Here is a 23,517-nt window from a genome sequence, read left to right as displayed (position 1 = left end):
GGTTGGTTTCGAACTTCGTGGCGAATTGCGAAGCGTCGGCTTCGTCGGCGTGGGCGCCAAAAGCTGCGAAAGCGGACACGGCGGCGATGGACAGGAAGCGTGCGGTCTTGTTCATGATGATTTCCTTAGAAGTTAAAAAGCGTCTCAAAAAAGCCGGAGAGAAGACGAACAGGTGAAACCGCTTCTGACCGGGTTCGGTGAGTCGCCTTGCGGGTTCGGCTCATCGATGGGTTGAACTGTACGCGGGTGGAAGCGAGAGAAAAACCACTGAGTCGCAAACTAACTGTTCCAGTATTGGAAACAATCAATGCGGAACTTTTGAGGGTTTACCCATGCCATAAGGCTGGTGGCGGCACTGGAAGGCGTTTTATGCTGGAAACCACCTATGCGATTTCGGGACAGTGAAATCGTACACAACAAGCCGTCCTGCCGTCCGGCCGGCGGTCAAAGCTGGGCAGCCTCCACGGTCTTGTGCCTTGATCGCCGCCCTTGATGTGGCTCAAGCCCCTGGGCGGCGCTGGAGGCGCTTGTCGGCAACGCGGGCATCCGAAGGTCTTATATTCGAAGGCAAGCTTTTGCGCCTTTTGCATGACCGACATTTCCGTACCGGCCGATACCGATACTGCAGACAGTCCCCACTACCTGCGTGCCCTGACCCACATGGCCGACCGGCGTACCGTGGTGGCCGATGCCGCCATCTACACCGACAACGGCATCAAGCTGGTGGAGAAAGGGGCGCGCATCGACAGCCGCTTGTACGACCGACTCGTGCAGCACAAGCTGCGCGAGCCCATCGACCGCCACCTGTCCATAGAGAACCCGGTGGGCGTGCCCGCCTTGATGGCCGCAGCCCAGGCGCTGATAGAGCAGGAACCGCTGCCCAACATGCTGGCCCAGGCGCTGGGTTCGGGCGCACGGCTGCTGTCGCCGCTGCGGTCGATACCGCTGCCGGCTCCCATGGCCTGCAAGCTCACGGTGATGCGCTAGCAGCGCCCTGAGCTCTTTCAGCACAGTCTGCAGATGATGACCGTGGCACTGTTCCTGGGGTTCAAGACTGGCCTCAGCGAGCGCGACTGCGCCACCCTGGCGGCGGCGGCCCTGCTGCACGATCTGGGGGTGCTGCACATGGACCCGGCCTGGAGCGACCCGGACCACAAGGTGGTGGGCGTGCAGCGCAAGCACCTGGTGGCGCATCCCATCACGGCCATGCTCATGGTCCGCGACACCGGGGCGTATGCCAAGGCGGCTGAAGTGGCTGTGCTCGAACACCATGAGCGCATGGACGGCAGCGGCTACCCGCGCGGTCTGGCAGGCGCCGACATCACGCCGCTGGGGCGCATCCTGCTGCTGGCCGAGGTGGTGGCCGCCTTCTATGAAAAATACGAAGACATGCCGGCGCAGCGCCTGTCGCTGGTTCTGCGGCTCAACCACCGCAAGTTTCCTGCGGCGCTGGTGGCCTGCATCCTGCCCTTGCTGCAGGAGGAGGTGGCCCGCGAGTCGTCGCTCATGCCCCTGGGCAACGACGCTCCGCGCCAGATCGATCTGCTGGCCGAGGCCTTTTCCTGCTGGAACAGCCTCAAGGCGGCGGTGCCAGGCGGTGCCAAGCCGTCGCCGGAAAGCGCCTTCGCATTTGCCGACGCTCGCCTGTTGGCCTTGCAAAAGACCTTGCTGGAGTCCGGCGCCCACCCGCAGCAGCAAGGCGAACTGATGACCCAGCTCGAAGGCGATGCCATCGGCTTGGCCGAAGTGGCCCTGGTGGGCCGCGAAGCGCTGTGGCAGTTGAGAAGCATCCTGAACGCCTGCCACCGCCGGTGGCCCCTGCTGCCTGACCGCTCAACACCGGAAGACGCGGCGGTGGCGGACTGGTGCGACTGGGCCATTCGCAAGCTGTAGCGGGCGGCAGCCATGGACATTGGAGGTTCTGAATGATCGACCACACGGGCATCACGGTATCCCAGCTTGCGCGCAGCCGGCAGTTTTACGAATCCGTCCTGGCGACGCTGGGCTACGGCGTGCGGCTGGCGCTGGACGATGCCGTGGGCTTCGGCGCCCGTGAGCTTGCGCCCGGAGATGATCCTGGAGGGGATTTCTGGATTTCCGCAGGGCCGCCATTCACGCCCCGGTCGCACATCGCGTTTCGTGCAGACAGCGAGGCGCAGGTGGTCGCATTTCACCTGGCCGCACTGGCTGCAGGCGGCAGCGACAACGGCACGCCCGGCCTGCGTCCCCAGTACCACGCACGTTATTTCGCGGCCTTCGTGCTGGACCCGGACGGCTACAACATCGAGGCGGTCTTTCATGGAAGTGGCGCGGCTGCTGCCCACGCGTAGTGGCGGTTGGCGCATCAAGCAGGACTGCGCGCCTGCCTGCGCGGCCGTTCCTTGAAACCTGCCCCCGCAGCCGCGGGGGATTGCTGTCCGAACGGTCTTTCAGCAACTTTTGGCAGACACAGCCAAATACTGTGTATATTTACAGTATCAATGTTGTTGAAAGACGCTTTTCCCCATGTCTGCGCTGCGTATTCCCCGTCGGGTGGCCACATCCGACCTGCCGTCCGCCGTCCCTGGCGTATGGCACGCGGACTCGCTGAGTGCGGACCAGCAGCGGACGCAGCCTTCAGGCTATGCGCTGCTGGATGAGCAGCTCCCTGGCGGCGGCTGGCCGGTCGGTGCGCTGAGCGAGGTGCTGCAGCCCCTGCCGGGCCTGCACGAATGGCAACTGGTGCTTCCCGCATTGGCGCAAGCCCTGGCGACGCGTTCTGGCGCGGTGGTCGGCGTGGCGCCGCCGTATGAACCCTTTGGTCCGGTCCTGCAGGCGCGCGGGTTGACCGCCCGGCGGCTGTGCCTGGTGCAGGCCCAGGGCGCATCGGCACTGTGGGCGGTGGAACAGGCCTTGCGGTGCCGCGACGTGCTGGCCGTGATGGCCTGGCTTCCGCAGGTGCAGCCGGCTGCACTGCGCAGGCTGCAGCTGGCGGCTGCGCAGCAGCAACAGCTGTTGTGGGTGTTTCGGCCGTTGGCAGCAGCGCCCAAGGCATTGCCGGCGCTGCTGCGGCTGCAGGTGCAGTCACCGACACGCGTTTCGCGGCAAGGGCAGGGCGCTCAGGGCAAGGCCGTTGCATTTCCGGCGATGGAGGTGAACATTCTCAAACGCCGGGGACCTCCCTTGGTGCAGGACCTTCACCTGCCCGCATGCCACACCCGGCTGGCCCTGGAACTTGCGGCCCAGGCCGCACGCCGTCAGGCCCTGCACGAGGCGGCGCACGGCATGGGATTGGCGGTACAACCCGCGCAAGGGCTGGCACGGCACCATGCGGCCGCATCGTTGCCCGAGGAGACTGGGGCAGAGGGGAGGGGGCATGCACTGGATCGCGCTGCCGCTGCCGTGCTGGGAGGATGAGCCTCCCGCCGATCTGGGCGCGCTGGGCTGGTGGGCGCTGCGCTTCACACCGCGCGTTGCCCTCGTCGATGGCGAGGCCCTGCTGCTGGAGGTGTCCACCACCGAGCGGCTCTGGGGCGGGCGCGACGCCTTGTTGGCGCAAGTGTGCGAGGCCTGGGCGCTGGCCGGCCCGGCCACGGGTGCTGGAACGCGCACGGGCCCTGGTGGGCCGGTCGCGCATCCACATGGTCCGGCCCTGGTCTGGGGCTCTGGCCCTACGGCGATGCTGGCGCAGGCCGTGCTGCGCATGGCCCTGGCGGGGCGTGCCTTGCCATCCCGCATGCCGCAGGGCTTGCCCTTGCACACCCTGACAGCCTTGCGCCCCCACGTGGCCAGCCTGGAGCGGATGGGGTGCCGTACCTGGGGGGCGCTGCAGGCGTTGCCGCGCGCCGGCGTGGCGCGGCGCTTCGGTGCGGCCGTGCTGCAGGCGCTGGACCAGGCCCTGGGCCATGCGCCGCAGGCCCACACCTGGCTGGAGCTGCCCGAGTCGTTCGGGTTGTCCGTCGAGCTGCCAGCGCTGGCAGAGTCCGCCGATGCCTTGCTCTGGAGCGCGGGTCGCTGCCTCACGGCACTGCAGGGCTGGCTGCAAGCGCGCCAGCAGGGAGTACAGGGGGTGGAATTGACCTGGCGGCACGACCTGCGCCGCATCGACGGCGTGGCCGTGCCGCCCACGGGCATGGTGCAGGTGCGCACGGCCCAGGCCACGCAGGACATGGCCCACCTGCGCCGGCTGTTGTCCGAAAACCTGGCGCGAACCACGCTGGCCGCGCCGGCCAACCACATCGCGCTGCGGCTGCTGGAGTCTGCTGCGCTGCCGCACCGCAGCGCCAGCCTGCTGCCGCCCGATGACCGCAGGAGCGACGGCGGCGCAGGCGGACCGCCGGCCGAAGCCCTGCACCAGCTGGTCGAGCGCCTGTCGGCCCGCCTGGGCACCGACCGGGTGCTTGCCCCGGTCCTGCAGGCCGACCACCGGCCAGAGCGCATGCAGCAGTGGCGTCCGGCGGCCGAGGTGCTGCGCGTGGCCACGCCTGCGGACAGCACGGCGGCCCGGCGTGTGTCCACGGCAGCAGCCAGGGCGGCGGCGACCGACGCGGCACTGGACGCCACGCCCGATGCCGCACTGCAGCCCACCTGGCTGCTGAACCCTCCCAGGCGCCTGGCCGTGCAGGGCAACCGGCCCTGCCACCACGGGCGGCTGCGCCTGCTGGACGGGCCGCACCGGTTCGAAGCCGGGTGGTGGACTGCTGCCCAGGACGGTGCCGACCCGGCCCATCCCGACGCCGGCCTGGCGCTGCGCGATTACTTCGTGGCCTACAACGAGGTCGCCGGCCTGGTGTGGGTGTTTCGTGAGCACCTGGCAAGGCTGTCGCAAGACACCCAGGCCTCTGTGCGCCCGCACCGCTGGTTTCTGCATGGAATCTTCGGGTGATGTGGCTGGGAGCGCTCCCATGGTGTTCACCTTCCTGTCTTTCACGGCGCCCCTTGCATCTGCCGGAGCCTTCCGATGAGCCCGCCCGTGCCTCCAAGCGCCGGCACGCCGGGGCTGCCCGACTATGCCGAGCTGCACTGCCTGTCCAATTTCAGTTTCCAGCGGGGAGCGTCGCATCCCCGGGAGCTGGTCGATCGGGCCGCGAAGCTGGGTTACCAAGCCTTGGCGCTGACCGACGAATGCTCGGTCGCCGGCGTGGTGCGGGCGCATGGCGCGGCCCAGGCGCTGGGCCTGCACCTCATCGTGGGCAGCGAATTCCTCTGGGGCGACCTGCGCCTGGTGGCGCTGGCGCGCGATGTCCAGGGCTGGGGCAACCTGTGCGAGTTCATCACGGCGGCGCGCAGCGCCGCGCCCAAGGGCCAGTACCACGTCGGTCCGGGCAGCCCGCTCGCGCTGCTGCAAGGTTGCGAGCTGTTGCTGGCGCCCAGCCGATCGTGTCTTGATGCTGCAGATTTGATAGCTATTCGCGCTTGTGTAGCAAGCGCGAAGGCCCAATTCGATGCCAATTTACAAGGACACATCTGGCTGGCGGTCGAGCTGCACCTGGCGGCGGATGATGGCCTGTGGCTGGCTGCGCTGCAGCAGGTGGGGGCCGAACTGGACTTGCCGCTGGTGGCTGCGGGCGGCGTGCACATGCACGCACGCTCGCGCAAACCGCTGCAGGATGTGATCACCGCCGTGCGCCTGGGGCGCCCCGTGGCCGAATGCGGCTTTGCGCTGCAGCCCAATGCCGAGCGCCACCTGCGCCGCCGCGTGCGGCTGGCGGGCATCTACCCGCCAGAGCTGCTGGCGGCCACGCTCACCGTGGCCGGGCGCTGCACCTTCAACCTGAACGAGATCAAGTACCAGTACCCGCTGGAAACGGTGCCGTCGGGCATGACACCGGCGCAGGCACTGGCCAGGCTGGTCGAGACCCGTGGCACCCAGCTGTATCCCGAAGGGGTACCCGACAAGATCGCGGCCCAGATCCGCAAGGAGCTGGCGCTGATCGCGGACTGCGGCTACGAGATGTATTTCCTCACCGTGTACGACATCGTGGAGTTCGCGCGCAGCGTGGACATTCTGTGCCAGGGGCGGGGGTCGGCGGCCAACTCCGTGATCTGCTACGTGCTGGGCATCACGGCGGTCAACCCGCAGGAATCGCACCTGCTGTTCGAGCGTTTCATCAGCAAGGAGCGCAAGGAGCCGCCCGACATCGACGTGGACTTCGAGCACGACCGGCGCGAAGAGGTCATCCAGTACATCTACAAAAAATATGGGCGCGACCGCGCCGCGATCGCCGCCGTCGTCACCACCTACGGCACCCGCAGTGCCCTGCGCGACGTGGGCAAGGCGCTGGGCGTGGGGTCTGCGCTGGTGGATGCCTTCGCCAAGGACCACCACTGGTTCGACACCGAGATCGCGACCGACCGGCTGCAGGAACTGGCCGATGCCGTGGGCACGCCGATGCACCGGCACACGGCCCGGTTGTGGCTGGAGATCGCGAGCGACCTCATCGACTTTCCACGGCACCTGAGCCAACACGTGGGGGGCTTCGTGCTCACGCAGGGCAAGCTCACGCGGCTGGTGCCGGTGGAGCCGGCCAGCATGGAAAACCGCTCCGTCATCCAGTGGGACAAGGACGACCTCGATGACATGGGCCTGCTCAAGGTCGATGTGCTGGCCCTGGGCATGCTCAGCGCGTTGCGCCGCTGCCTGAACCTGCGGGCCGCCTTGCGCGGCGGGCGCTGGGGCCTCAAGGACATCCCGCGCGAAGACCCGGCCACCTACGACATGATCTGCGCGGCCGACACCGTAGGCGTGTTCCAGATTGAAAGCCGTGCCCAGATGAGCATGCTGCCGCGCCTGCAGCCGCGCGAGTTCTACGACCTGGTGGTGGAAGTCGCCATCGTGCGGCCCGGGCCCATCCAGGGCGGCATGGTGCACCCCTACCTCAAGGCGCGGGAGCGCCGGCGCCAGGGCCTGCCTCTGGAGCTGGAAAAGCCCGAGCTCGAAGCAGCCTTGGCCCGCACGCTGGGGGTGCCCATCTTTCAAGAGCAGGTGATGCAAATCGCCATGGTGGCTGCAGGCTTCAGTGCTGGCATGGCTGATGACCTGCGGCGGTCCATGGCGGCGTGGAAGCGGCGGGGCGGGGTTCACCGCTTCGAGCGCCCGCTCATCGGGGGCATGGAGGCGCGCGGCTACCGCACGGAGTTCGCCCAGGCCATCTTCCAGCAGATGCTGGGCTTCGGCGAATACGGCTTCCCCGAAAGCCATGCCCACAGCTTTGCCCTGCTGGCCTACGCCAGCAGCTGGCTCAAGTGCCACGAGCCTGCAGCCTTTCTGACCGCGCTGCTCAACTCGCTGCCCATGGGTTTTTACACTGCGTCGCAGCTGGTGCAGGACGCGCGCCGCCACGGCGTGCGCGTGCTGCCCATCGATGTGACCGTGAGCGATGTCGATTGCACGCTGGAAGGTGGGCTGGAGCCGCTGCGCCCCCACAAGGGCCTGCCCGTGCCGCCCCTGCCGCAGCCCGCCGTGCGCCTGGGGCTGCGCCTGGTGGCCAGCCTGCACGAAGAGGCGGCCAAACGCCTGGTGCAGACGCGACACGCCGGCCCTGCCTTTGCCAACACCGAAGACCTGGCGCTGCGCGCGCAGCTGGCCCAGCAGGACCTGCAGGCGCTGGCCGCGGCCGATGCGCTGGCCAGCCTGTCGGGCCACCGGCGCCAGCAGATGTGGGAAGCCGCCGCGCAGCATGCCGCGCCGGCCCTGCTGCGCGACGTGCCGGTGCACGAGGCCCCGCTGGTGCTGCCTGCCGCGCCGGAGGGCGAAGAGATTCTGTTCGACTACGCCGCCACCGGCCTCACGTTGCGCCGACACCCGCTGGCCCTGCTGCGGCCGCGCCTTGCGCGCTGGCGGCTTTTGACCGCGCTGGAGCTGAGCGCCATGCCCCATGGCCGCAAGGTGCGCGCCTGCGGCATCGTCACCGTGCGGCAGCGCCCCGGCACGGCCAAGGGTACGATGTTCGTCACGCTTGAAGACGAGACCGGCCCCGTCAACGTGATCGTGTGGCCCTCGATGGTGGACGCGTGGCGCAATGCGCTGCTGCGCTCGCAGCTGCTGGCAGTGGAGGGCACCTGGCAGTGCAGCGTGCCTGAGGGAGGGGCGCACGGCGCGGCTGGCAAGGTGCGCACTTCGTCACCGTCGTCAGAGGCCCGGGCACCCATGGTGGTGCGGCACCTGGTGGCCCAGCGCTTCAAGGACCTGACCCCGCTGCTCGGGCGCATGGCGCAGGCGCTGCAGGGCAGCCGGGATTTCCATTGAAGCCTGGCTGGATTCCGGGCTTTGCACGTTCGAGCAGGCGCGCGTGCGGGGGGCGATGGAAAAAAGCCCCTTCTTGTGGCCTGCGTGGTGCCATCCCGCGGTGCTCACGGACTATCCGTGGAGGAGACGTGCTGTTGCCTGGATCTCAGCGTGCTGGCGAAGGCTTGCTCGCCGCTTGCCGCGCCGGCTGCGATGCCGTGCCTGCGGCGCCCTGCGCTCCAGGCTTGACCGGCTGCCTGCCCAGGTCCAGCAGCGGCTTGCAGTGCGTGTCGTCATCGGCGGCCGGCACGGTGATGGGCACCAGCGCCAGTGCAGCGGGGGCCACGGCGGCCGCCACCACTGCGGCGCCCGCGCGCAGCAGCAACGGGCCTGCCTCCACGCCGATGTCGGGGTTGCCGAAGGTGCCCTTCACGTACAGGGGCGAGCGCAGCGAGAAGAACTTCCACTCCAGCGACTCGGGCTTGATGCGCATGTTCATCTCCTCGGTACCCAGATCGATGGTGCCGGTCGCTTCCACGATGGCGTCGTCGGTGCTCATCTTCACCACGCGTGCCGTGGCCAGGCCCTCCACCACGGTGAAGTCGGCCACCGCGCAGCGCAGGTGCACTTCCTGGGTGTCGCCGAACAGCCTGCCCACGATGATGCTGCCCACATTGAGCGCGGCCAGGTCCAGCATCTGCTTGCTGAGGGTGCCTTCGCGCACGTACAGCCGCATCTCGCCCGTCCCCTTGCCCAGCAGGCCGGCCACGCTGTTGCCGGTGCTCTCCAGCGCAATGGCGCCGTCCATGCGGCCAAAGCTCTTCTTCATGAGCTGCACCTTGGGGAACAGGGCCGACAGCTGCAGGCCCTGCACGGTGCCGCGTATCTGCGCCTTGAGCGGGGGCGTGCGGCCGTCGATGCTGACCTGCGACTCGATCTTGCCCTCCGCGACGCCGAATGTGAGCGGCGCGAGCTTGAGCTGCGCGTTTTCCATCACGGCATGCACGCTCAGGTCCTGCAGCGGCAGGCTCTGGGGCCGGATGATGTGGCGGCCCTTGAACACGATGTCCATGTCCATCGCATTCCATCGCTCGGCCGCGAACTTGGAGTCGGGCAGCACCTTGCCCCGGCCCTTGCCAGCGCCGTCCCGGCCGCGGTGCGAGTTGTCGGGGCTGCTGGTGCCCAGGGTAGGGCCCAGGTCGGCCAGGCGCAGCTGGTTGGACGTCATGGTGCCGGTGAGCCGGGGGCGCGGCTTGCCCGATGCGTACCTGAGCGAGCCGTGCAGGTCGCTCTGGCCCACCTTCCCATCAAAGTCGTCGTACTGCCAGACGGCGCGCTCGGGCTCCAGGCTGCCGGTGAGCAGTCCGTTGGTCTCGAAGGGCGGTGTGCTGGGCAGCACCAGCCCGGTCAGTTCGTACAGGTCAGCCATGCTGTCCGCCTTGAGCCGTACCTGGAAGTCCAGGCCGGACAGCGCCCCCGGATTGGCCAGAATGCCTTCGGCAGACAGCGCCACGCTGCCAGCGCCGGCATCGATCTGCAAGGGGTAGTTGACCACTTTGTTGCGCAGGCTGATTACCTGGCCTGCGCGCCCCTGGCCCCTGATCTGGGCCTTGGCGTAGCGGCCCTCCAACTCGAACCTCAGGCCATAAGGGACGCGCGCGCCTGCGCCGTCCGGGACGGCGCCGGCCGCCGTTGCGGCGCTACTGGTGGACGATGCCGGGTCGGTGGGGGCCGAGGCTTTCGAGGCGGCCTTGCCGGAGGCCTTGCCCGTGCCGGGCACCCGCGTGGGCATCTCGGGTGCAGTGGTATCCAGCCGGGCCCGCAGGTCCAGGTCCTTTATCGCATCGGCATAGGCCAGTACGCCCTGGTGCACGATCAGCCGGTCCACATCGAACGTCCAGCCGCTGCGGGGACTGTCCTTGCGCTCGAAAGTCCAGTTGTTGCTGCCGTCCGCTGTGCGCGCCAGCGCGATGTCGGGGCCGGTAAGGTCCACCGTGTCGATGGACAGGGACTTTCCGAGCAGCGGCCAAAGCCGCACAGAGGCGGTGGCGCTGTCGATACGCGCCATGCTGCCCGTGTCCGATGCCAGGGCTGTGGTGGACGGGCCCGCCTTGCCCGCCGCAGGCGTGCCGTCCTTGCGCCGAAACGGCTGCACGAATCCTTCGGGGTTGGCCATCACGATCCGGTCCGCCTTCACGACCACGCCGGGTATCCATCGCTGCCACCCTTCATCCAGAGGGTGGGGCCAGCGCCACGCTACCGACAGATCCCCTTCGATGGCGAAATGCCGGGCCGTCGCTTCGCTCACCTTGGCATTGACCCAGGGCTTGGCACGGTTCCAGTCGATCACGGCCACCAGCACAGCCAGCAACACCAGCGCTGCCACCAGCAGCGCCACCAGCCACAGACCCCACCGGACGAGCCGGCGCGTGGGACTGGAGGACGGGCGCTGCGCGAAAGAGCCGGTTGCGGGCGATGTGTCGGCGGACGGATGGATGGAGTCGGAAGGCATGCGCGAGGGGTGGTGGGCAATGTGGGCGTGGGCTGGAACGAGGAGGCAGCCACAGGGCATAGTCCTGCTCGCCGGTACGGCCACGGTGGCGCCATGCTAGACCGCATCACCGCAGACTGTGACGCTGCGCGGCCAACTGCCGCCCTTGTCCTACAGGGTCAGCGTGTCCGTCGCCGCACCTAGAATGCGCGCCATGCACAACCCCCGCCACCCCTACGCTCCGCCCCCGCGCGACGGCGTGGGGCCCAGCTGCGTGGTGCTGCCCAGCCGGGGAGACGGCAGCCTGCTCGATTTCCTCGCGCAGCGGCTGGCGGTGGTCACCCGGGCCGAATGGCTGCGCCGCATGCAAGCGGGCGAGGTGATCGATGAGCGTGGTGAGCCCGCGATGCCTTACAGGCCCTTCGAAGGCGGGCTGCGGCTTTACTACTACCGCAGCCTGGAGGACGAGCCCGATCTGCCCTTCACGGAAACCGTGCTCTACCAGGATGAGCATCTGGTGGTGGCCGACAAGCCGCACTTCATGCCGGTGACACCGTCGGGCCGCTATCTGCATGGGACGCTGCTGGTGCGCCTCAAGCGCCAGCTGGGCTTGCCAGAGCTGTCCCCCCTGCACCGCATCGACCGTGACACGGCGGGGCTGGTGTTGCTGTCGGTGCAGCAGCGCACCCGGGGGGCCTATCAGGCGTTGTTCAGGGACCGGCAGATCACCAAGCACTACGACGCGATAGCGCCCTGGCGTGCGGACATGGCTTTCCCGCGCGAGCATGCCAGCCGCCTGGAGGAAAGCCCGCAGTTCTTCCGGATGCACGAGGTACCTGGCGAGCCCAATAGCCTGACCCGCATCGAGGTGCTGGAAGTTGCGCAGCCCTGGGCGCGATACCGGCTGTCCCCCGTGACCGGCAAACGCCATCAGTTGCGCGTGCACATGGCTGCGCTGGGACTGCCGCTGCGCAACGACCCGTTCTACCCGGTCGTCAACGACCCGCCGCCAGGCGACTATTCGCGGCCCCTTCAGCTGCTGGCCCAGTCCCTGGAGTTCGTCGACCCTCTCACCGGGCAGGCGCGGGTGTTCGAGAGCGTGCAGACCCTGCAATTGCGCTGAGCACGTGCTGGGTGGGCGCCGGGCGGATGCCCTGCTCAGTGGTCCGCCTGCCGCAGCAGTCCGATTGATACAAGGGTTTTCCCTATGTCTCCAAAGGCCATTGCGGCGACCGTGGTTTTGTCTTTGCGGGCAGATAGGGTACTTTTGGCGGCGATATGCACACCGCTGCACAAATTACAGAAAAGCACAATATGACCACCTCAAACATTCGCCATTCCGTGGCTTTCAAGCTCTCGCTGACGGCATTGCTCAGCCTGCTGGTGGTGCTGCTGGCGACCATGGGGCTGGTCAGTGCACTGTTGTGGAAGGACTTCGGCCGGCTGTCGCGCGACGACGGCGTGCAGTACGCGGCCCAGGTGCGCACGCTGGTGCAGTCGTTCGACGAAACCGCGCAGGACCAGGCCAAGCGAGATTTCAGCCTCTTCAAGTCGAGCCTGTCGGGCAAGTTCGCTGTGAGCGAGGCAGCCGGTGCCGATGGCAAGCCCGAGGCGGTGCTGTCGCTCGAAGGGGTTTCGCTCAATGGCGATTTCCAGGCGGTGGACCGTTTCACCAAGGACAGCATGGGCGGCGTGGCCACCATCTTCGCGCGGTCCGGCGACGACTTCATCCGCGTCACGACATCGCTCAAGAAGCAGGATGGCGAGCGCGCCTACAAGACGCTGCTGGACCGCAAGCACCCGGCCTATGCACTCATGAACGAGGGCAAGACCTATATCGGCCGTGCCAGCCTCTTCGGGCGCGAGTACATGACGGTGTACGAACCCATCCGTGAGGGCGATCGCACCATTGGCATCCTGTTCATCGGCTCCGACATGGGGCCGATCCTGGCCAAGCTCAATGCCGTGATGGCCGCGCAAAAACTCTATTCCACCGGCGCCGTGTATTCCGTAAGCCTTGCTGCAGGGCCGGCGCGCGGCAATGTGTTCGGGCTGGCCGGCCCGGCGGCCAAGGTCGACGAGAACGATGGCGAAGCCAAGGCGTGGATGGCCTCGCTGGAAGGCATCGAGCAGACCGGCTCGTTCGAGTCCACCTGGTCTCCCCGCCGTGCCAGTGCCGGGGACAACGCGAAACGCTTTGTGGCGGTGGAGCGCTACAAGCCCTGGAACCTGGGCATCGTGGCCGAAGCACCGCTCAGTGAAATGATGGAAGAGGCGCGCGCCGTGCTCACCTGGCTGTGGCTGGGCGTGCTGGTGGCGCTGGCGCTGCTCACGGTGGTGCTGGTGTACGTGACGCGCCGCCTGGTGGGTGCTCCGGTGCAGCAACTCAGCACCGCGCTGGGCTACCTGGCCCAGGGCGATTTGTCGCACGCGGTGTCCGTGCGATCGCGCGACGAGATCGGCACGTTGGCCGGTGCCATGGAGGGCTTTCGCCTGCGCCTGGTCGAGAGCCTGAGCACGGTGCGCACCAGCGCCGACAGCGTCTCGGCCGCGAGCACCGAAATCGCCCAGGGCAACCAGGATTTGTCGGGCCGCACCGAGAGCCAGGCGAGTTCGCTGGAGCAGACCGCCGCCAGCATGGAGCAACTGGGCGCGACCATACGCCACAACGCGGACAGCGCGGGCCAGGCCAACCAGCTCGCGGTAGGCGCCAGCCAGGTCGCCACGCGCGGCGGCGAAGTGGTCTCGCAGGTGGTCTCCACCATGCAGGACATCCATGCCAGCAGCAACCGCATCAGCGACATCATCGGCGTGATCGACGGCATCGCCTTCCAGACCAACATCCTGGCGCTGAACGCCGCCGTGGAAGCCGCCCGCGCGGGGGACCAGGGCCGGGGCTTCGCGGTGGTGGCCGCCGAAGTGCGCAGCCTGGCCCAGCGCACGGCGGCCGAGGCCAAGTCGATCAAGGAACTCATCGGTGCCAGCAGCGCCATGGTGCAGCAGGGTTCGGCCCTGGCGGACCAGGCGGGCACCACCATGCAGGAGGTGGTCGGCGCCATCCGCCGCGTGGCCGATATGGTGGCCGAAATCAGCTCGGCCAGCCGCGAGCAGACCGCCGGAGTGGGGCAGGTCGGCGAAGCCGTCACCCAGCTTGACCAGACCACCCAGCAGAACGCCGCCCTGGTGGAGGAGATGGCCGCTGCCGCCAGCAGCCTGCGCACGCAGGCGCAGCAGATGGTGTCTGCGATCTCCCAGTTCAATCTGGGCGGAGCGGGGCACATGGGCAGCTCGTCGGCACTGGCGCTGCCATCGTCCGCCAAGCCGCAGCGCTGAACGGGGCGCCGCCCGGATCAGCCTCGTTCAATATGCCGTAGCGCCGGCCTTGAAGGCTGCCGCGTACTGCCCGGGCGTCTGCCCCAGCACCTTGCGAAAGGCTTGACCCATGTGCGACTGGTGGGTGAAGCCGCAGTCCAGCGCGATCGACGCCAGGGGCTCGGCGCCGCGCCGCACCATCGCACGGGCGGCCTGCACACGCGTTTCCACAATGAAGGCATGGGGCGTCATCCCCACCAGCCGCGTGAACTCGCGCAGGAAACGCAGCGGCTCCTTGCCCTCGGCCTGTGCCAGCTGCGCAATCGTCAAAGGCTGCGCGAAGTCGCTGGCGATGCGCTCCAGCACGCGCCCGTAGAGCGGGCGCAACTGCAGGTCGGCGTTGGCCGAGCTGCGTGCGGTTTCGCCCATTCCCGCCACGCCGACGAGGCCCAAGGCCGCCTCTTCGATGGCCAGCGCGTCGGGCACGGGTGCCAGCACAAGGCGGCGCAGATGCCTGGCAGCCGCGAGTGCCTGCGCGTGGCCCGTCCAATGGATGCGGCGTTGCGCGCCGCAGTGCCCGCCTGGCGCCATGCCGCCGTCGCTCCAGCGGGCCACGAGGTATTCGCCGCCTGTCCCGGACTCGGAGAACACATCCACGCCGGGCGGCGTGTAGGCCAGCGTGCCCGGCCAGGTGTCGAAGTCCTCCCGCCGGCTGGAGCCTATCGCGTGCACGCCCTGCTGCCGCTCCAGCGCAATGCCCAGGGAGTGCATGCGCACCGGGTCGCTGGCGCTATAGGGGCTGCGGCTCAAAAGCTGAATCTGCAGGCCCGCAGGCGCAACGGTGGGGAGGAGAAAAGGAGGAGGCTGGGTCATCGTTTGCCGAGGCCTGCGTGCAGGCCGCAGGCTGAAATTCCATGATATACGCCGGCATCAGGCACATTGATACTGCCCGCATGAACACATCCGCACACCACCCGGGGAGCGAGACGGCCCGCGTCATCGGCCTCATCGGCGGCATGAGCTGGGAGTCCAGCGCCGAATACTACAAACTCATCAACCAGGATGTCCGCAGCCGCCTGGGGCCGCTGCGCTCGGCCAGGCTGCTCATGTACAGCGTCGATTTCGGACCCATCGAGCAGGCGCAGCATGCGGGGCGATGGGATGACCTGGCGGGCATGCTCGAGGACGCCGCCCTGCGCCTGCAGCGTGGCGGCGCGGACTGCGTGGTGCTGTGTACCAACACCATGCACAAGGTCGCCGACCGGGTCGCCGGGGCGGTATCGATCCCCTTCCTGCACATCGCCGACCCCGTGGGGCGCGAGGCCGCGCGGACCGGGGTGCAGGTGCTGGGGCTGCTGGGCACCCGTTTCACCATGGAGCAGCCCTTCATGCGCGAACGCCTGGAGCGCGAGCACGGGCTGCAGGTGCTGGTGCCCGACGAGGCGGACCGTGCCGAAGTGCACAGGGTCATCTACGAAGAGCTGTGCACCGGCGTGGTCTGCGAAGCGTCCCGCAAGACCTACCAGCGCATCATCGAATCGCTGGCACGGCGCGGAGCGCAGGCGGTGGTGCTGGGCTGCACGGAAATCACGCTCCTCATCCGGCCGCAGGACAGCGCCCTGCCGGTGCTGGACACAACACGGCTGCATGCGCAGGCGGCGGTGGACTTTGCGCTGGGGGGAGTGTGAGTACCGGGGAATCTTGGAGCGGGTGAAGGGAATCGAACCCTCGTATGAAGCTTGGGAAGCTGCCGTTCTACCATTGAACTACACCCGCGAAGGCTGCGATTATAGGCAGCATCCGCGCAGGCTCCGGCCCCTGGCCTGGGCAAGCGCGCAAAACGCATATCCATAGCCGATCTTGTTGGTTGGGTGCCCGGGCCGGGCGCCCTAAATTCCTTTCACCTGCTGCACGACGGCGCAGGTTCTTCACAGACACGGAAAGGACGCCCATGGCAACACAACGCACCCCCTCAACGCAAACCATCTGGCGCGCATGGCTTCGCACCTGTGTGGCGGGCAGTCTGGCATTGTTCGGTGGGGCCCTGATGGCCGCCACGCCCATCCCTGCCGGCCCGCTCGTCAGCACCGAGTGGCTGGCGCAGAACCTGGACAACCAGCAGGTGCGCATCGTCGAGGTGAGCGTGAACCCGGGCCTGTATGAGCGGGGCCATGTGCCCGGTGCCGTCAACTTCTCGTGGCACCAGGACCTGAATGACCGCGTGCGCCGCGATATCGTGAGCAAGGAAGGCTTCGAGGCCCTGCTGTCCAAGGCCGGCGTCTCGCCCGACACCACGGTGGTGCTGTACGGCGACACCAACAACTGGTTCGCGGCCTGGGGTGCATGGGTGTTCGACATCTACGGCGTGAAGAACGTCAAGCTGCTCGACGGTGGCCGCAAGAAGTGGGAGGCCGAGAACCATCCGCTCAACAACCGCGTGCCCGAGTTCACAGCCACCAGCTACAAGGTCGGCCAGGTCAACACCCAGTTGCGCGCACGTTTGTCGGACGCGCTGGCCGCCGCCGAGGGCAAGACCAATGCCAAGCTGGTGGACATCCGCTCGGCCGATGAATACAGCGGCAAGATCTTTGCGCCCGCCGGCGTGCCCGAGCTGAGCATCCGCGCCGGACACATCCCCGGCGCGGCCAATGTGCCGTGGGGCCAGGCCGTCAAGGAAGACGGCACCTTCAAGTCCGCCGACGAACTCAAGAAGCTCTATGCCAGTGCCGGCGTGGACGGCAGCCGGCCCATCATCACGTACTGCCGCATCGGCGAGCGCTCCAGCCACACCTGGTTCGCGCTGTCCAAGATCCTGGGCTACAACGTGAAGAACTATGACGGCTCCTGGACGGAATACGGCAACGCGGTCGGCGTGCCCATCGCCAACCCGGCAGGCACCGTGTGGGCGGCCAAGTAAGTTCGAGTGAGAGAGTGAAGCGACGAGCGAGAGACGACGAAAGTCCGCGACCAGTCCACGGCTTTTGGTAGGGGGTCTCCTTTACAGCCCGCTTCGTGCGGGCTTTTTTTGCGAGAGCGCGCACCGCCGCGCGGCCTTGCCATAGCCACCGATCCATCCATCGATCCATGAGTTCATCCCTTCGACTTCCCCAGGCAGCGGCATGGCTGGCGCTGATCTTGCTGGCCGCGCTGGTCGGCGCCGCCCAGTGGCTGCAGGGCCAGCCTGGCGGCCGCACCCTGGTGTTTGCACTGGCCTGCGGCGCGGTGCTGGGCATCGTGCTGCAGCGCACGCGCTTTTGCTTCTACTGCCACGCACGCGACTGGTTCGAAGACCGCAACCCCCGCGGTCTGCTGGCGATCACGCTGGCGCTGGCGGTGGGCGTTGTGGGTTACACCGTGGTGCTGGGCAGCTGGCTGCCCGTGCCGCAGCCTGGCAAGCTGCCACCGGACATGCACATCGGCCCGGTAAGTTGGGTGCTGGTGGTGGCGGGGCTGTCGTTCGGCGCGGGCATGGTGGTGTCGGGCTCGTGCATCAGCGCGCACTGGTATCGGCTGGCCGAAGGGTCCGTGGTGTCGCCCTTCGCACTGGTGGGATCTGCGCTCGGATTCATTCTCGGCTTCAAGACGTGGAACGCCCTGTACAGCGCGAGCGTGGCCGATGCACCCGTGGTGTGGCTGCCGGCGCACCTGGGATACGGCGGCGCCTTGCTGGTGCAGCTGGGCGTGCTCGCGGTGGTGGCCGCCTGGCTGTGGCGCGGCTTCGCGCGCGAGGCTGGCCGGCAGCGTACCGGTGGCGTCCCCCCGCTGCACGAGGCATGGCGCAGCCTCTGGACGGGGCGCTGGCACTACTGGGTGGGCGGTCTTGCCGTGGGCCTGATCGGCGCGTTTGCCATCGTGCGCATGCGGCCCCTGGGCGTGACGGCCACGCTGGGTGGTGCGGCACGGCAATGGGCGCAAGGGCAGGGGTGGATACCGGAGCGGCTCGATGGTCTGGACGGTTTTGCGGGCTGCGCCACGCTGCCACCGTCCACCTGGCTCACGCCCAACGCGCTGCTGCTGGCGGGGCTGGTGGGCGGAGCGTTTGTGGCGGCGTTCGCCAGCCGCCAGTTCGCACCGCGCTGGCCGACCTGGCGCGATGCGGCGCGTGGCCTGTCGGGCGGCGTGCTGCTGGGGTGGGGCGCGATGACGGGGCTGGGCTGCACCATCGGCACCTTGCTGTCGGGCGGCATGGCGGGGGCGCTGTCGGGCTGGGTGTTCGGCGCTGCAGTGTTCCTTGCGGTGTGGCTGGGGTTGTGGGTCAAGCGCGTGGCCCTGCGGCGAGGCTTTGGCGCACGGTAGGGCTGGCCGCCAAAGGCGGCATTCCATGGCGTGCCGCAGGGCCATTGCGGCCTGTGGTCCCGTGTGCGGTCACGGCGTTGGCTGACGCGCGGATGCCGGGCGCTGCGGCACGATGCCTGCTCGGCCCCGCGTGAGGGCCTACCGCAAGAGGGCACGAATGGCTTCGAAGGACACTGGCAGCAAGGAAACCCGCAACGGCAAGGGGAGCGAAAAAAAAGACGCCAAGGACGCCAAGGCACAGCGCGAGCTGGGCATCCTCGGCCCCCACGGCGACATGAGGCTGGCCTCCGTCATCATCGATGGCTACAGCCTGGAGCTGCGCGACCGCGAAGGTGACGGCTTCGTGGGTGACGTGGCCAGCGGCACCGCATTTCGCCACATGCTGGATGCCTGGCGAAAGCTCGTCACCTCCATGTCAGGCAAGGACCCCTTCGGCAGCAAGGCCACTCGCGACTTCTCCAAGAAACAGCTGGACAAGCTGGCCGACAAGAGCGACGAGGCGGCGCACGCCCTGGAGCAGGCCTGTGAAGACTATGCGCTGCAACTCGCAGGCGTCGTGCAGCGCTTCATGAAGCAGCCCACCTGGCGGGGCGTGGAGCGCGTCATCCTGGGCGGCGGCTTTCACCAGAGCGAGTTCGGCGGGCGTGCCGTTGATCGTGTGCGCGAGATCCTCAAGGCCGGCAAGGTGCCGGTGGAGCTGCACACGCTGCACCACCACGCCGACGAGGGCGGCCTGATTGGCTGGGTGCACCTGGCGCCGCCGGCGCTGCTGCAAAGCTACGACGCGATCCTGGCGGTGGACATCGGCGGCACCAACGTGCGCTGCGGCATCGTGCAGACGCACCTGCACCGCGCGCCCGACATGTCGCTGGCCGAGGTGCTGCGCCGCGAGAAGTGGGCGCACAGGGACGACAGCCCCCGGCGCGATGAACTGGTCGAAGGCATCGCCGAGCGGCTGGAGGACCTGATCGCCCACGCCGAGAAAAAGAAGATCGCGCTGGCGCCCTACATCGGCGTGGCCTGCCCGGGCCTGATCGTGGAGGACGGCTCGATTGCGGGCGGCACGCAGAACCTGCCCGGCAACTGGGAGAGCACGCGCTTTCACCTGCCGCGCGACCTGTGCGAGCGCCTGCCCACCATCGGCCACGGCCGCACCCAGGTGTGCCTGCACAACGACGCGGTGGTGCAGGGCCTGTCGCAGCTGCCCTTCACGCAGGATGTGAAGCGCTGGGCGGTGCTGACCGTGGGCACGGGGCTCGGCAACGCGAGCTACACCAACCGGTCCCCGGCCGGTGACGACTGAAAATTTGAATAAAAAATGCCGCTCGCGCTTTATGGGCGAGCGGCGGTAGCTATCGAAATGATAGTTTGCAGCGCAAGATTCATCAGCAATGCAGCCTGCGCTGCGGTGAGTCCGTGACTACTGCTGAATGTCCCCCAGGCACAGGTACTTGATCTCCACGTAGTCGTCCATGCCGTGGTGCGAGCCCTCGCGGCCCAGGCCCGACTGCTTGACGCCGCCGAACGGCACATGCTCGGTGGCCAGCAGGCCCACGTTGACGCCCACCATGCCGTACTCCAGCGCTTCGCCCACGCGGAAGATGCGGCTCACGTCTCGGCTATAGAAGTAGCTGGCCAGGCCGAACTCGGTGTTGTTGGCGGCGTCGATGGCCTCCTGCTCGGTCTTGAACTTGAAGACCGGCGCGAACGGGCCGAAGGTCTCCTCGCGCGCGCACAGCATGTCGGGCGTGGCATCGGCCACCACCGTGGGCTCGAAGAACTGGCCCGAGCCCAGGCTTTGCAGGCGCTGGCCGCCGGCCACCACCTTGCCGCCCTTGGCCAGCGCATCCTGGACGTGGCGCTGCACCTTCACGAGCGCGGCTTCCTCGATCAGCGGTCCCTGGTTCACGCCGGCCTCGAAGCCGTTGCCCACCTTGGCCGTCTTCACCTTGGCGGCGAACTTGGCCACGAACTCGTCGTACACGCCTTCCTGCACGTAAAAGCGGTTGGTGCACACGCAGGTCTGGCCCGCGTTGCGGTACTTGCTGGCAAACGCGCCTTCCACGGCACTGTCGATGTCGGCGTCGTCGAAAACGATGAAGGGCGCGTTGCCGCCCAATTCCAGCGACATCTTCTTGACCGTGGGGGCGGACTGCGCCATCAGGATGCGGCCCACCTCGGTGCTGCCGGTGAAGCTGATGTGACGGACCACGTCGCTCGCGCACAGCACCTTGCCGATGGCAATGGAGTTGTCGCTGTCGGCGGGCAGGATGTTGAACACGCCTGGCGGAATGCCCGCGCGGATGGCCAGCTCGGCCGCGGCCAGGGCAGTCAGTGGCGTGAGCTCGGCCGGCTTGATGACCACGGGGCAGCCCGCGGCCAGGGCGGGCGCGACCTTGCGGGTGATCATGGCCAGCGGGAAGTTCCAGGGCGTGATGGCGGCGCACACGCCGATGGGCTGCTTGAGCACCAGCAGGCGGCGGCTGTTGTCGAACTGCGGCAGCACCTCGCCGTTCACGCGTTTGGCTTCTTCGGCAAACCATTCGACGAAGCTGGCGCCATAGGCGACTTCGCCCTTGGCCTCGGCCAGCGGCTTGCCCTGCTCGGCGGTCATGATGCGGCCCAGATCGTCCTGGTTCGCCATCAGCAGGTCGAACCATTTGCGCAGGATATTGCTGCGCTCCTTGGCGGTCTTGCGCTTCCAGGGGCCCCAGGCCTTGTTGGCGGCGGCAATGGCGGCTTCGGCGTCTGCCGGGCCCAGATTGGCCACGTCGGCGAGCTTGAGGCCCGTGGCCGGGTCGTTCACGTCGAAGCGGCTGCTGCCCGCCACCCACTGGCCGTCGATGAGGCCGTCGGTCTTGAGCAGGCTGGGGTCATTCAGCAGGGCGAGGGGGGATGTCTTCATGTCCATGGGAGTGCTTCCGGGAAGGGTGAAGGGTGTGAAGAAGGGGCGTCAGCGGTTGCCGTGGTCTGCGGGTGGCGGCGCTTTCGGCCACGCCACCGATGGCATCGGCAAAGGCTAGCACGCAGCCGCGTCGAGGTTGTCACCAAGGCGGCATTGGCAACAGGGGTTTGAAGCGAAGGGCGGCCATCAAGCGCGCCGCCCCCGCAGCCACTCCAGCACCAGCAGCAGGCCAGTGGTGAACAGGATGAGCAGCGTGGCCACGGCCGCGATGGTGGGCGAGATGTTCTCGCGGATGCCGGTGAACATCTGGCGCGGCAGCGTGGCCTGCTCGGCGCCGGCCAGGAAGAGCGTGACCACCACGTCGTCGAACGATGTGGCAAAAGCGAACAGCGCTCCCGAGATCACGCCCGGCGCGATCACCGGCAGCGTGATGCGAAAGAAGGTGTTGAGCGGCGTCTCGCCCAGGCTGAGCGATGCGCGCACCAGGTTGTGGTTGAAGCCCGCCAGCGTCGCCAGCACGGTGGTCAGCACGAAGGGCGCCCCGAGAGCGGCGTGCACGATGATCAGGCCCGCATAGCTGTCTGCCAGGCCCAGCGGCGCAAAGTACAGGTAGGTGGCCACGCCCACCACGATGATGGGCACCACCATGGGCGCGATCAAGATGCCCATGAGCAGGCCCTTGAAGCGGAAGTTCGCCCGCGACAGGCCCACCGCCGCCAGCGTGCCCAGCACGGTGGCCACCAGCGTGGCGGCAGGAGCGACGATGAAGCTGTTGCGCGTGGCGCGCGCCCACTCGGGCGACTCGAACAGGTGCCGGTACCACTTGAGCGACCAGCCGTGGATCGGGTAGGCCAGGAACGAGCTCTCGGAGAACGACAGCGGCACCATCACGAGGATGGGGGCGAGCAGGAACACCAGCACCGCCACGCACAGCACGCGAACGGCCCACCAGCCGAGCTTGTCGGCCAGCGTGGCGTAGAGAGGAAATTGAGGAAGGCGAAGCATGGTCAGCGGCTTTCTGCGTCAGAAGGTGGAGGTCATCCGAGGCTTAGTTCAGCCTTGCCGAACCGTCGGTACACGCCGTACAGCACCAGTGTTGCGGCCAGCAGCAGTGCGCCCAGCGCACAGGCCATGCCCCAGTTCACCTCCACATTGGTATAGCGGGCGATGTAGTAGCTGAGCATCTGGTCGTCGGCCCCGCCCAGGAGCGCGGGCGTGACGTAGTAGCCGATGGCCAGGATGAACACCAGCAGCACCCCGGCGCCGATGCCCGGGTAGGTCTGCGGCACATACACCCGAAAGAACGCGGCCAGCGGCGCGCTGCCCAGCGATACGGCGGCGCGCAGGTAGGTGGGCGGCACACTCTTCATCACGCTGTACAGCGGCAGGATCATGAAGGGCAGCAGGATGTGCACCATGGCGATCACCACGCCCGTGCGGTTGAACAGCAGCGCCAGCGGCTGATCGATGACGCCCAGCCCCATCAGGCCGCGATTGACCAGGCCTTCGGACTGCAGCAGCACGATCCAGGCCGCCACGCGCACGAGGATGGAGGTCCAGAACGGCACCAGCACCAGGATCATCAGCACGTTGGCCTGCCGCGCCGGCAACTGGGCCAGCCACCAGGCCAGCGGGTAGCCCAGCAGCAGGCAGACCAGGGTGACCACCAGGCTGATGTGGAAGGTGCGCAGCAGGATGCCGCCGAACGCGCGCTGCTCCTCGGGCATGCGTTCGATGTGGCCCAGCGCGTCGCGCTGCAGGTCCACCGACGCGAGCAGGTAGTCCGGCGTCCAGCGTGCGCCGTTCTTGGCGATGGCACGCCACAGCAGCGCTTCTCCCCAGCGCGGGTCCTTGGCGATGAGCTGTTCACGCACCCCCTCGGGCGAGCCCTGCATCGGCAGCGCGCGAAAGGCGCCCATCACCAGCGAACGCGCACCGGGCATGTCCGAATTGAGCCGGCGCGCCAGGGCGCCAGCGTCCGAGCTATCGGGCAATCGCGCCAGGTCGGCCATCAGCGCAGCGTAGGCGGCCGGGCCCGGGGGCTCCTGTCGGTCCCAGCCATGCAGTGCCTTCACGGTGGCGGGCAAGGCGTTGGCCACCTCGGGGTTCTCCACGCCGCGCTGCAGCAGTGCCGCGATGGGCACCAGCAGCGTGAGCAGCAGGAACACCAGCAGCGGCAGCGTGAGGGCGAATGCCCGCCACTTGCGCCGCGCCTCGGCGCGCGACAGGGCCTGGCGCAGGGCAGCCGCAGTGGGTGCGCCGGGGGTTGTGGCGAAGGGGGCGGCGGCAGCAGTGGCGTGCATGGCG

Annotated in this window: 16 protein-coding genes, 1 tRNA gene and 2 pseudogenes; 12 read left to right on the top strand and 7 right to left on the bottom strand. The window is 68.0% G+C overall.

The window, feature by feature from the left end:
- Positions 1–115 (bottom strand): annotated as a pseudogene (locus KW835_RS26985) (DUF4148 domain-containing protein); the annotation flags it as partial.
- 473 nt (positions 116–588) lie between these two features.
- On the opposite strand from KW835_RS26985, the gene KW835_RS26980 reads away from it, so the two are divergent.
- From KW835_RS26980 to KW835_RS22705, 6 genes and pseudogenes are all read left to right on the top strand, one after another.
- Positions 589–987: a hypothetical protein gene (locus tag KW835_RS26980; protein ID WP_255593839.1), complete on the top strand. Its 399-nt coding sequence runs from the start codon at positions 589–591 to the stop codon at positions 985–987.
- Positions 988–1,002: 15 nt separating this feature from the next.
- Positions 1,003–1,893 (top strand): annotated as a pseudogene (locus KW835_RS22725) (HD-GYP domain-containing protein); the annotation flags it as partial.
- Between the two features lie 32 nt (positions 1,894–1,925).
- Complete coding sequence (locus tag KW835_RS22720) at positions 1,926–2,330, top strand: VOC family protein (RefSeq protein WP_218386654.1); 405 nt, start codon at positions 1,926–1,928, stop codon at positions 2,328–2,330.
- Positions 2,331–2,505: 175 nt separating this feature from the next.
- A complete protein-coding gene (gene imuA / locus KW835_RS22715; protein ID WP_218386653.1) occupies positions 2,506–3,396 on the top strand; it encodes a translesion DNA synthesis-associated protein ImuA in 891 nt (296 codons plus the stop codon).
- Positions 3,356–4,864: a DNA polymerase Y family protein gene (locus KW835_RS22710; RefSeq protein ID WP_218386651.1), complete on the top strand. Its 1,509-nt coding sequence runs from the start codon at positions 3,356–3,358 to the stop codon at positions 4,862–4,864. Before imuA ends, KW835_RS22710 begins: the two co-directional genes overlap by 41 nt.
- A gap of 75 nt (positions 4,865–4,939) precedes the next feature.
- Complete coding sequence (locus KW835_RS22705) at positions 4,940–8,227, top strand: error-prone DNA polymerase (protein ID WP_218386649.1); 3,288 nt, start codon at positions 4,940–4,942, stop codon at positions 8,225–8,227.
- 145 nt (positions 8,228–8,372) lie between these two features.
- Here KW835_RS22705 and KW835_RS22700 read toward each other — a convergent pair whose 3' ends face one another.
- Positions 8,373–10,718 (bottom strand): AsmA family protein, encoded by a 2,346-nt coding sequence (locus KW835_RS22700; RefSeq protein ID WP_218386647.1) that lies wholly within the window; start codon positions 10,716–10,718, stop codon positions 8,373–8,375.
- Positions 10,719–10,911: 193 nt separating this feature from the next.
- On the opposite strand from KW835_RS22700, the gene KW835_RS22695 reads away from it, so the two are divergent.
- Entirely contained in the window at positions 10,912–11,820 is a 909-nt protein-coding gene (locus KW835_RS22695; RefSeq protein ID WP_218386646.1) for a pseudouridine synthase, read from the top strand.
- Between the two features lie 191 nt (positions 11,821–12,011).
- The gene (locus KW835_RS22690) at positions 12,012–14,030 is read left to right on the top strand and encodes a Cache 3/Cache 2 fusion domain-containing protein (protein ID WP_218386644.1); all 2,019 of its coding nucleotides are present in this window, start codon (positions 12,012–12,014) and stop codon (positions 14,028–14,030) included.
- Between the two features lie 27 nt (positions 14,031–14,057).
- On the opposite strand, the gene KW835_RS22685 is transcribed toward KW835_RS22690, so the two are convergent.
- On the bottom strand, positions 14,058–14,882 hold the full coding sequence (locus KW835_RS22685) for an AraC family transcriptional regulator (RefSeq protein ID WP_218386642.1): 825 nt from the start codon (positions 14,880–14,882) through the stop codon (positions 14,058–14,060).
- An 80-nt stretch (positions 14,883–14,962) separates the two neighbouring features.
- On the opposite strand from KW835_RS22685, the gene KW835_RS22680 reads away from it, so the two are divergent.
- Positions 14,963–15,697, top strand: a complete 735-nt coding sequence (locus KW835_RS22680) for an aspartate/glutamate racemase family protein (protein ID WP_218386640.1) — start codon at positions 14,963–14,965, stop codon at positions 15,695–15,697.
- 14 nt (positions 15,698–15,711) lie between these two features.
- On the opposite strand, the gene KW835_RS22675 is transcribed toward KW835_RS22680, so the two are convergent.
- Positions 15,712–15,785, bottom strand: a tRNA-Gly gene (locus KW835_RS22675).
- A 271-nt stretch (positions 15,786–16,056) separates the two neighbouring features.
- Between KW835_RS22675 and KW835_RS22670 the strand changes: the two genes are divergently transcribed.
- The 3 genes from KW835_RS22670 to KW835_RS22660 all read left to right on the top strand — a co-directional run bounded on the left by KW835_RS22670 (position 16,057) and on the right by KW835_RS22660 (position 19,608).
- Positions 16,057–16,926, top strand: coding sequence for a sulfurtransferase (locus tag KW835_RS22670; protein ID WP_255593843.1), 870 nt, complete (start codon positions 16,057–16,059; stop codon positions 16,924–16,926).
- A 167-nt stretch (positions 16,927–17,093) separates the two neighbouring features.
- Entirely contained in the window at positions 17,094–18,305 is a 1,212-nt protein-coding gene (locus KW835_RS22665) for a YeeE/YedE family protein (RefSeq protein WP_218386637.1), read from the top strand.
- Positions 18,306–18,462: 157 nt separating this feature from the next.
- Entirely contained in the window at positions 18,463–19,608 is a 1,146-nt protein-coding gene (locus KW835_RS22660; RefSeq protein ID WP_218386635.1) for an ROK family protein, read from the top strand.
- Between the two features lie 117 nt (positions 19,609–19,725).
- Here the strand turns inward: KW835_RS22660 and KW835_RS22655 are convergent, their stop codons facing one another.
- From KW835_RS22655 to KW835_RS22645, 3 genes are all read right to left on the bottom strand, one after another.
- Entirely contained in the window at positions 19,726–21,216 is a 1,491-nt protein-coding gene (locus KW835_RS22655; protein WP_304505175.1) for an NAD-dependent succinate-semialdehyde dehydrogenase, read from the bottom strand.
- A gap of 180 nt (positions 21,217–21,396) precedes the next feature.
- Positions 21,397–22,215 (bottom strand): ABC transporter permease, encoded by an 819-nt coding sequence (locus tag KW835_RS22650; RefSeq protein WP_218386632.1) that lies wholly within the window; start codon positions 22,213–22,215, stop codon positions 21,397–21,399.
- 32 nt (positions 22,216–22,247) lie between these two features.
- Positions 22,248–23,513, bottom strand: coding sequence for an ABC transporter permease (locus tag KW835_RS22645; protein WP_218386630.1), 1,266 nt, complete (start codon positions 23,511–23,513; stop codon positions 22,248–22,250).
- Positions 23,514–23,517 lie beyond the last annotated feature (4 nt).

It is taken from the genome of Acidovorax sp. sic0104 (assembly GCF_019219095.1).
GTDB lineage: Bacteria > Pseudomonadota > Gammaproteobacteria > Burkholderiales > Burkholderiaceae_C > Acidovorax.
This window is presented reverse-complemented; position numbering and strand designations above follow the sequence as displayed.

Excerpts from the sequence above, each read along its gene's own strand:
- KW835_RS26980 (WP_255593839.1), top strand. The coding sequence starts at position 589 with ATGACCGACATTTCCGTACCGGCCGATACCGATACTGCAGACAGTCCC.
- KW835_RS22720 (WP_218386654.1), top strand. The coding sequence starts at position 1,926 with ATGATCGACCACACGGGCATCACGGTATCCCAGCTTGCGCGCAGCCGG.
- imuA (WP_218386653.1), top strand. The coding sequence starts at position 2,506 with ATGTCTGCGCTGCGTATTCCCCGTCGGGTGGCCACATCCGACCTGCCG.
- KW835_RS22710 (WP_218386651.1), top strand. The coding sequence starts at position 3,356 with ATGCACTGGATCGCGCTGCCGCTGCCGTGCTGGGAGGATGAGCCTCCC.
- KW835_RS22705 (WP_218386649.1), top strand. The coding sequence starts at position 4,940 with ATGAGCCCGCCCGTGCCTCCAAGCGCCGGCACGCCGGGGCTGCCCGAC.
- KW835_RS22700 (WP_218386647.1), bottom strand. The coding sequence starts at position 10,718 with ATGCCTTCCGACTCCATCCATCCGTCCGCCGACACATCGCCCGCAACC.
- KW835_RS22695 (WP_218386646.1), top strand. The coding sequence starts at position 10,912 with ATGCACAACCCCCGCCACCCCTACGCTCCGCCCCCGCGCGACGGCGTG.
- KW835_RS22690 (WP_218386644.1), top strand. The coding sequence starts at position 12,012 with ATGACCACCTCAAACATTCGCCATTCCGTGGCTTTCAAGCTCTCGCTG.
- KW835_RS22685 (WP_218386642.1), bottom strand. The coding sequence starts at position 14,882 with ATGACCCAGCCTCCTCCTTTTCTCCTCCCCACCGTTGCGCCTGCGGGC.
- KW835_RS22680 (WP_218386640.1), top strand. The coding sequence starts at position 14,963 with ATGAACACATCCGCACACCACCCGGGGAGCGAGACGGCCCGCGTCATC.
- KW835_RS22670 (WP_255593843.1), top strand. The coding sequence starts at position 16,057 with ATGGCCGCCACGCCCATCCCTGCCGGCCCGCTCGTCAGCACCGAGTGG.
- KW835_RS22665 (WP_218386637.1), top strand. The coding sequence starts at position 17,094 with ATGAGTTCATCCCTTCGACTTCCCCAGGCAGCGGCATGGCTGGCGCTG.
- KW835_RS22660 (WP_218386635.1), top strand. The coding sequence starts at position 18,463 with ATGGCTTCGAAGGACACTGGCAGCAAGGAAACCCGCAACGGCAAGGGG.
- KW835_RS22655 (WP_304505175.1), bottom strand. The coding sequence starts at position 21,216 with ATGGACATGAAGACATCCCCCCTCGCCCTGCTGAATGACCCCAGCCTG.
- KW835_RS22650 (WP_218386632.1), bottom strand. The coding sequence starts at position 22,215 with ATGCTTCGCCTTCCTCAATTTCCTCTCTACGCCACGCTGGCCGACAAG.
- KW835_RS22645 (WP_218386630.1), bottom strand. The coding sequence starts at position 23,513 with ATGCACGCCACTGCTGCCGCCGCCCCCTTCGCCACAACCCCCGGCGCA.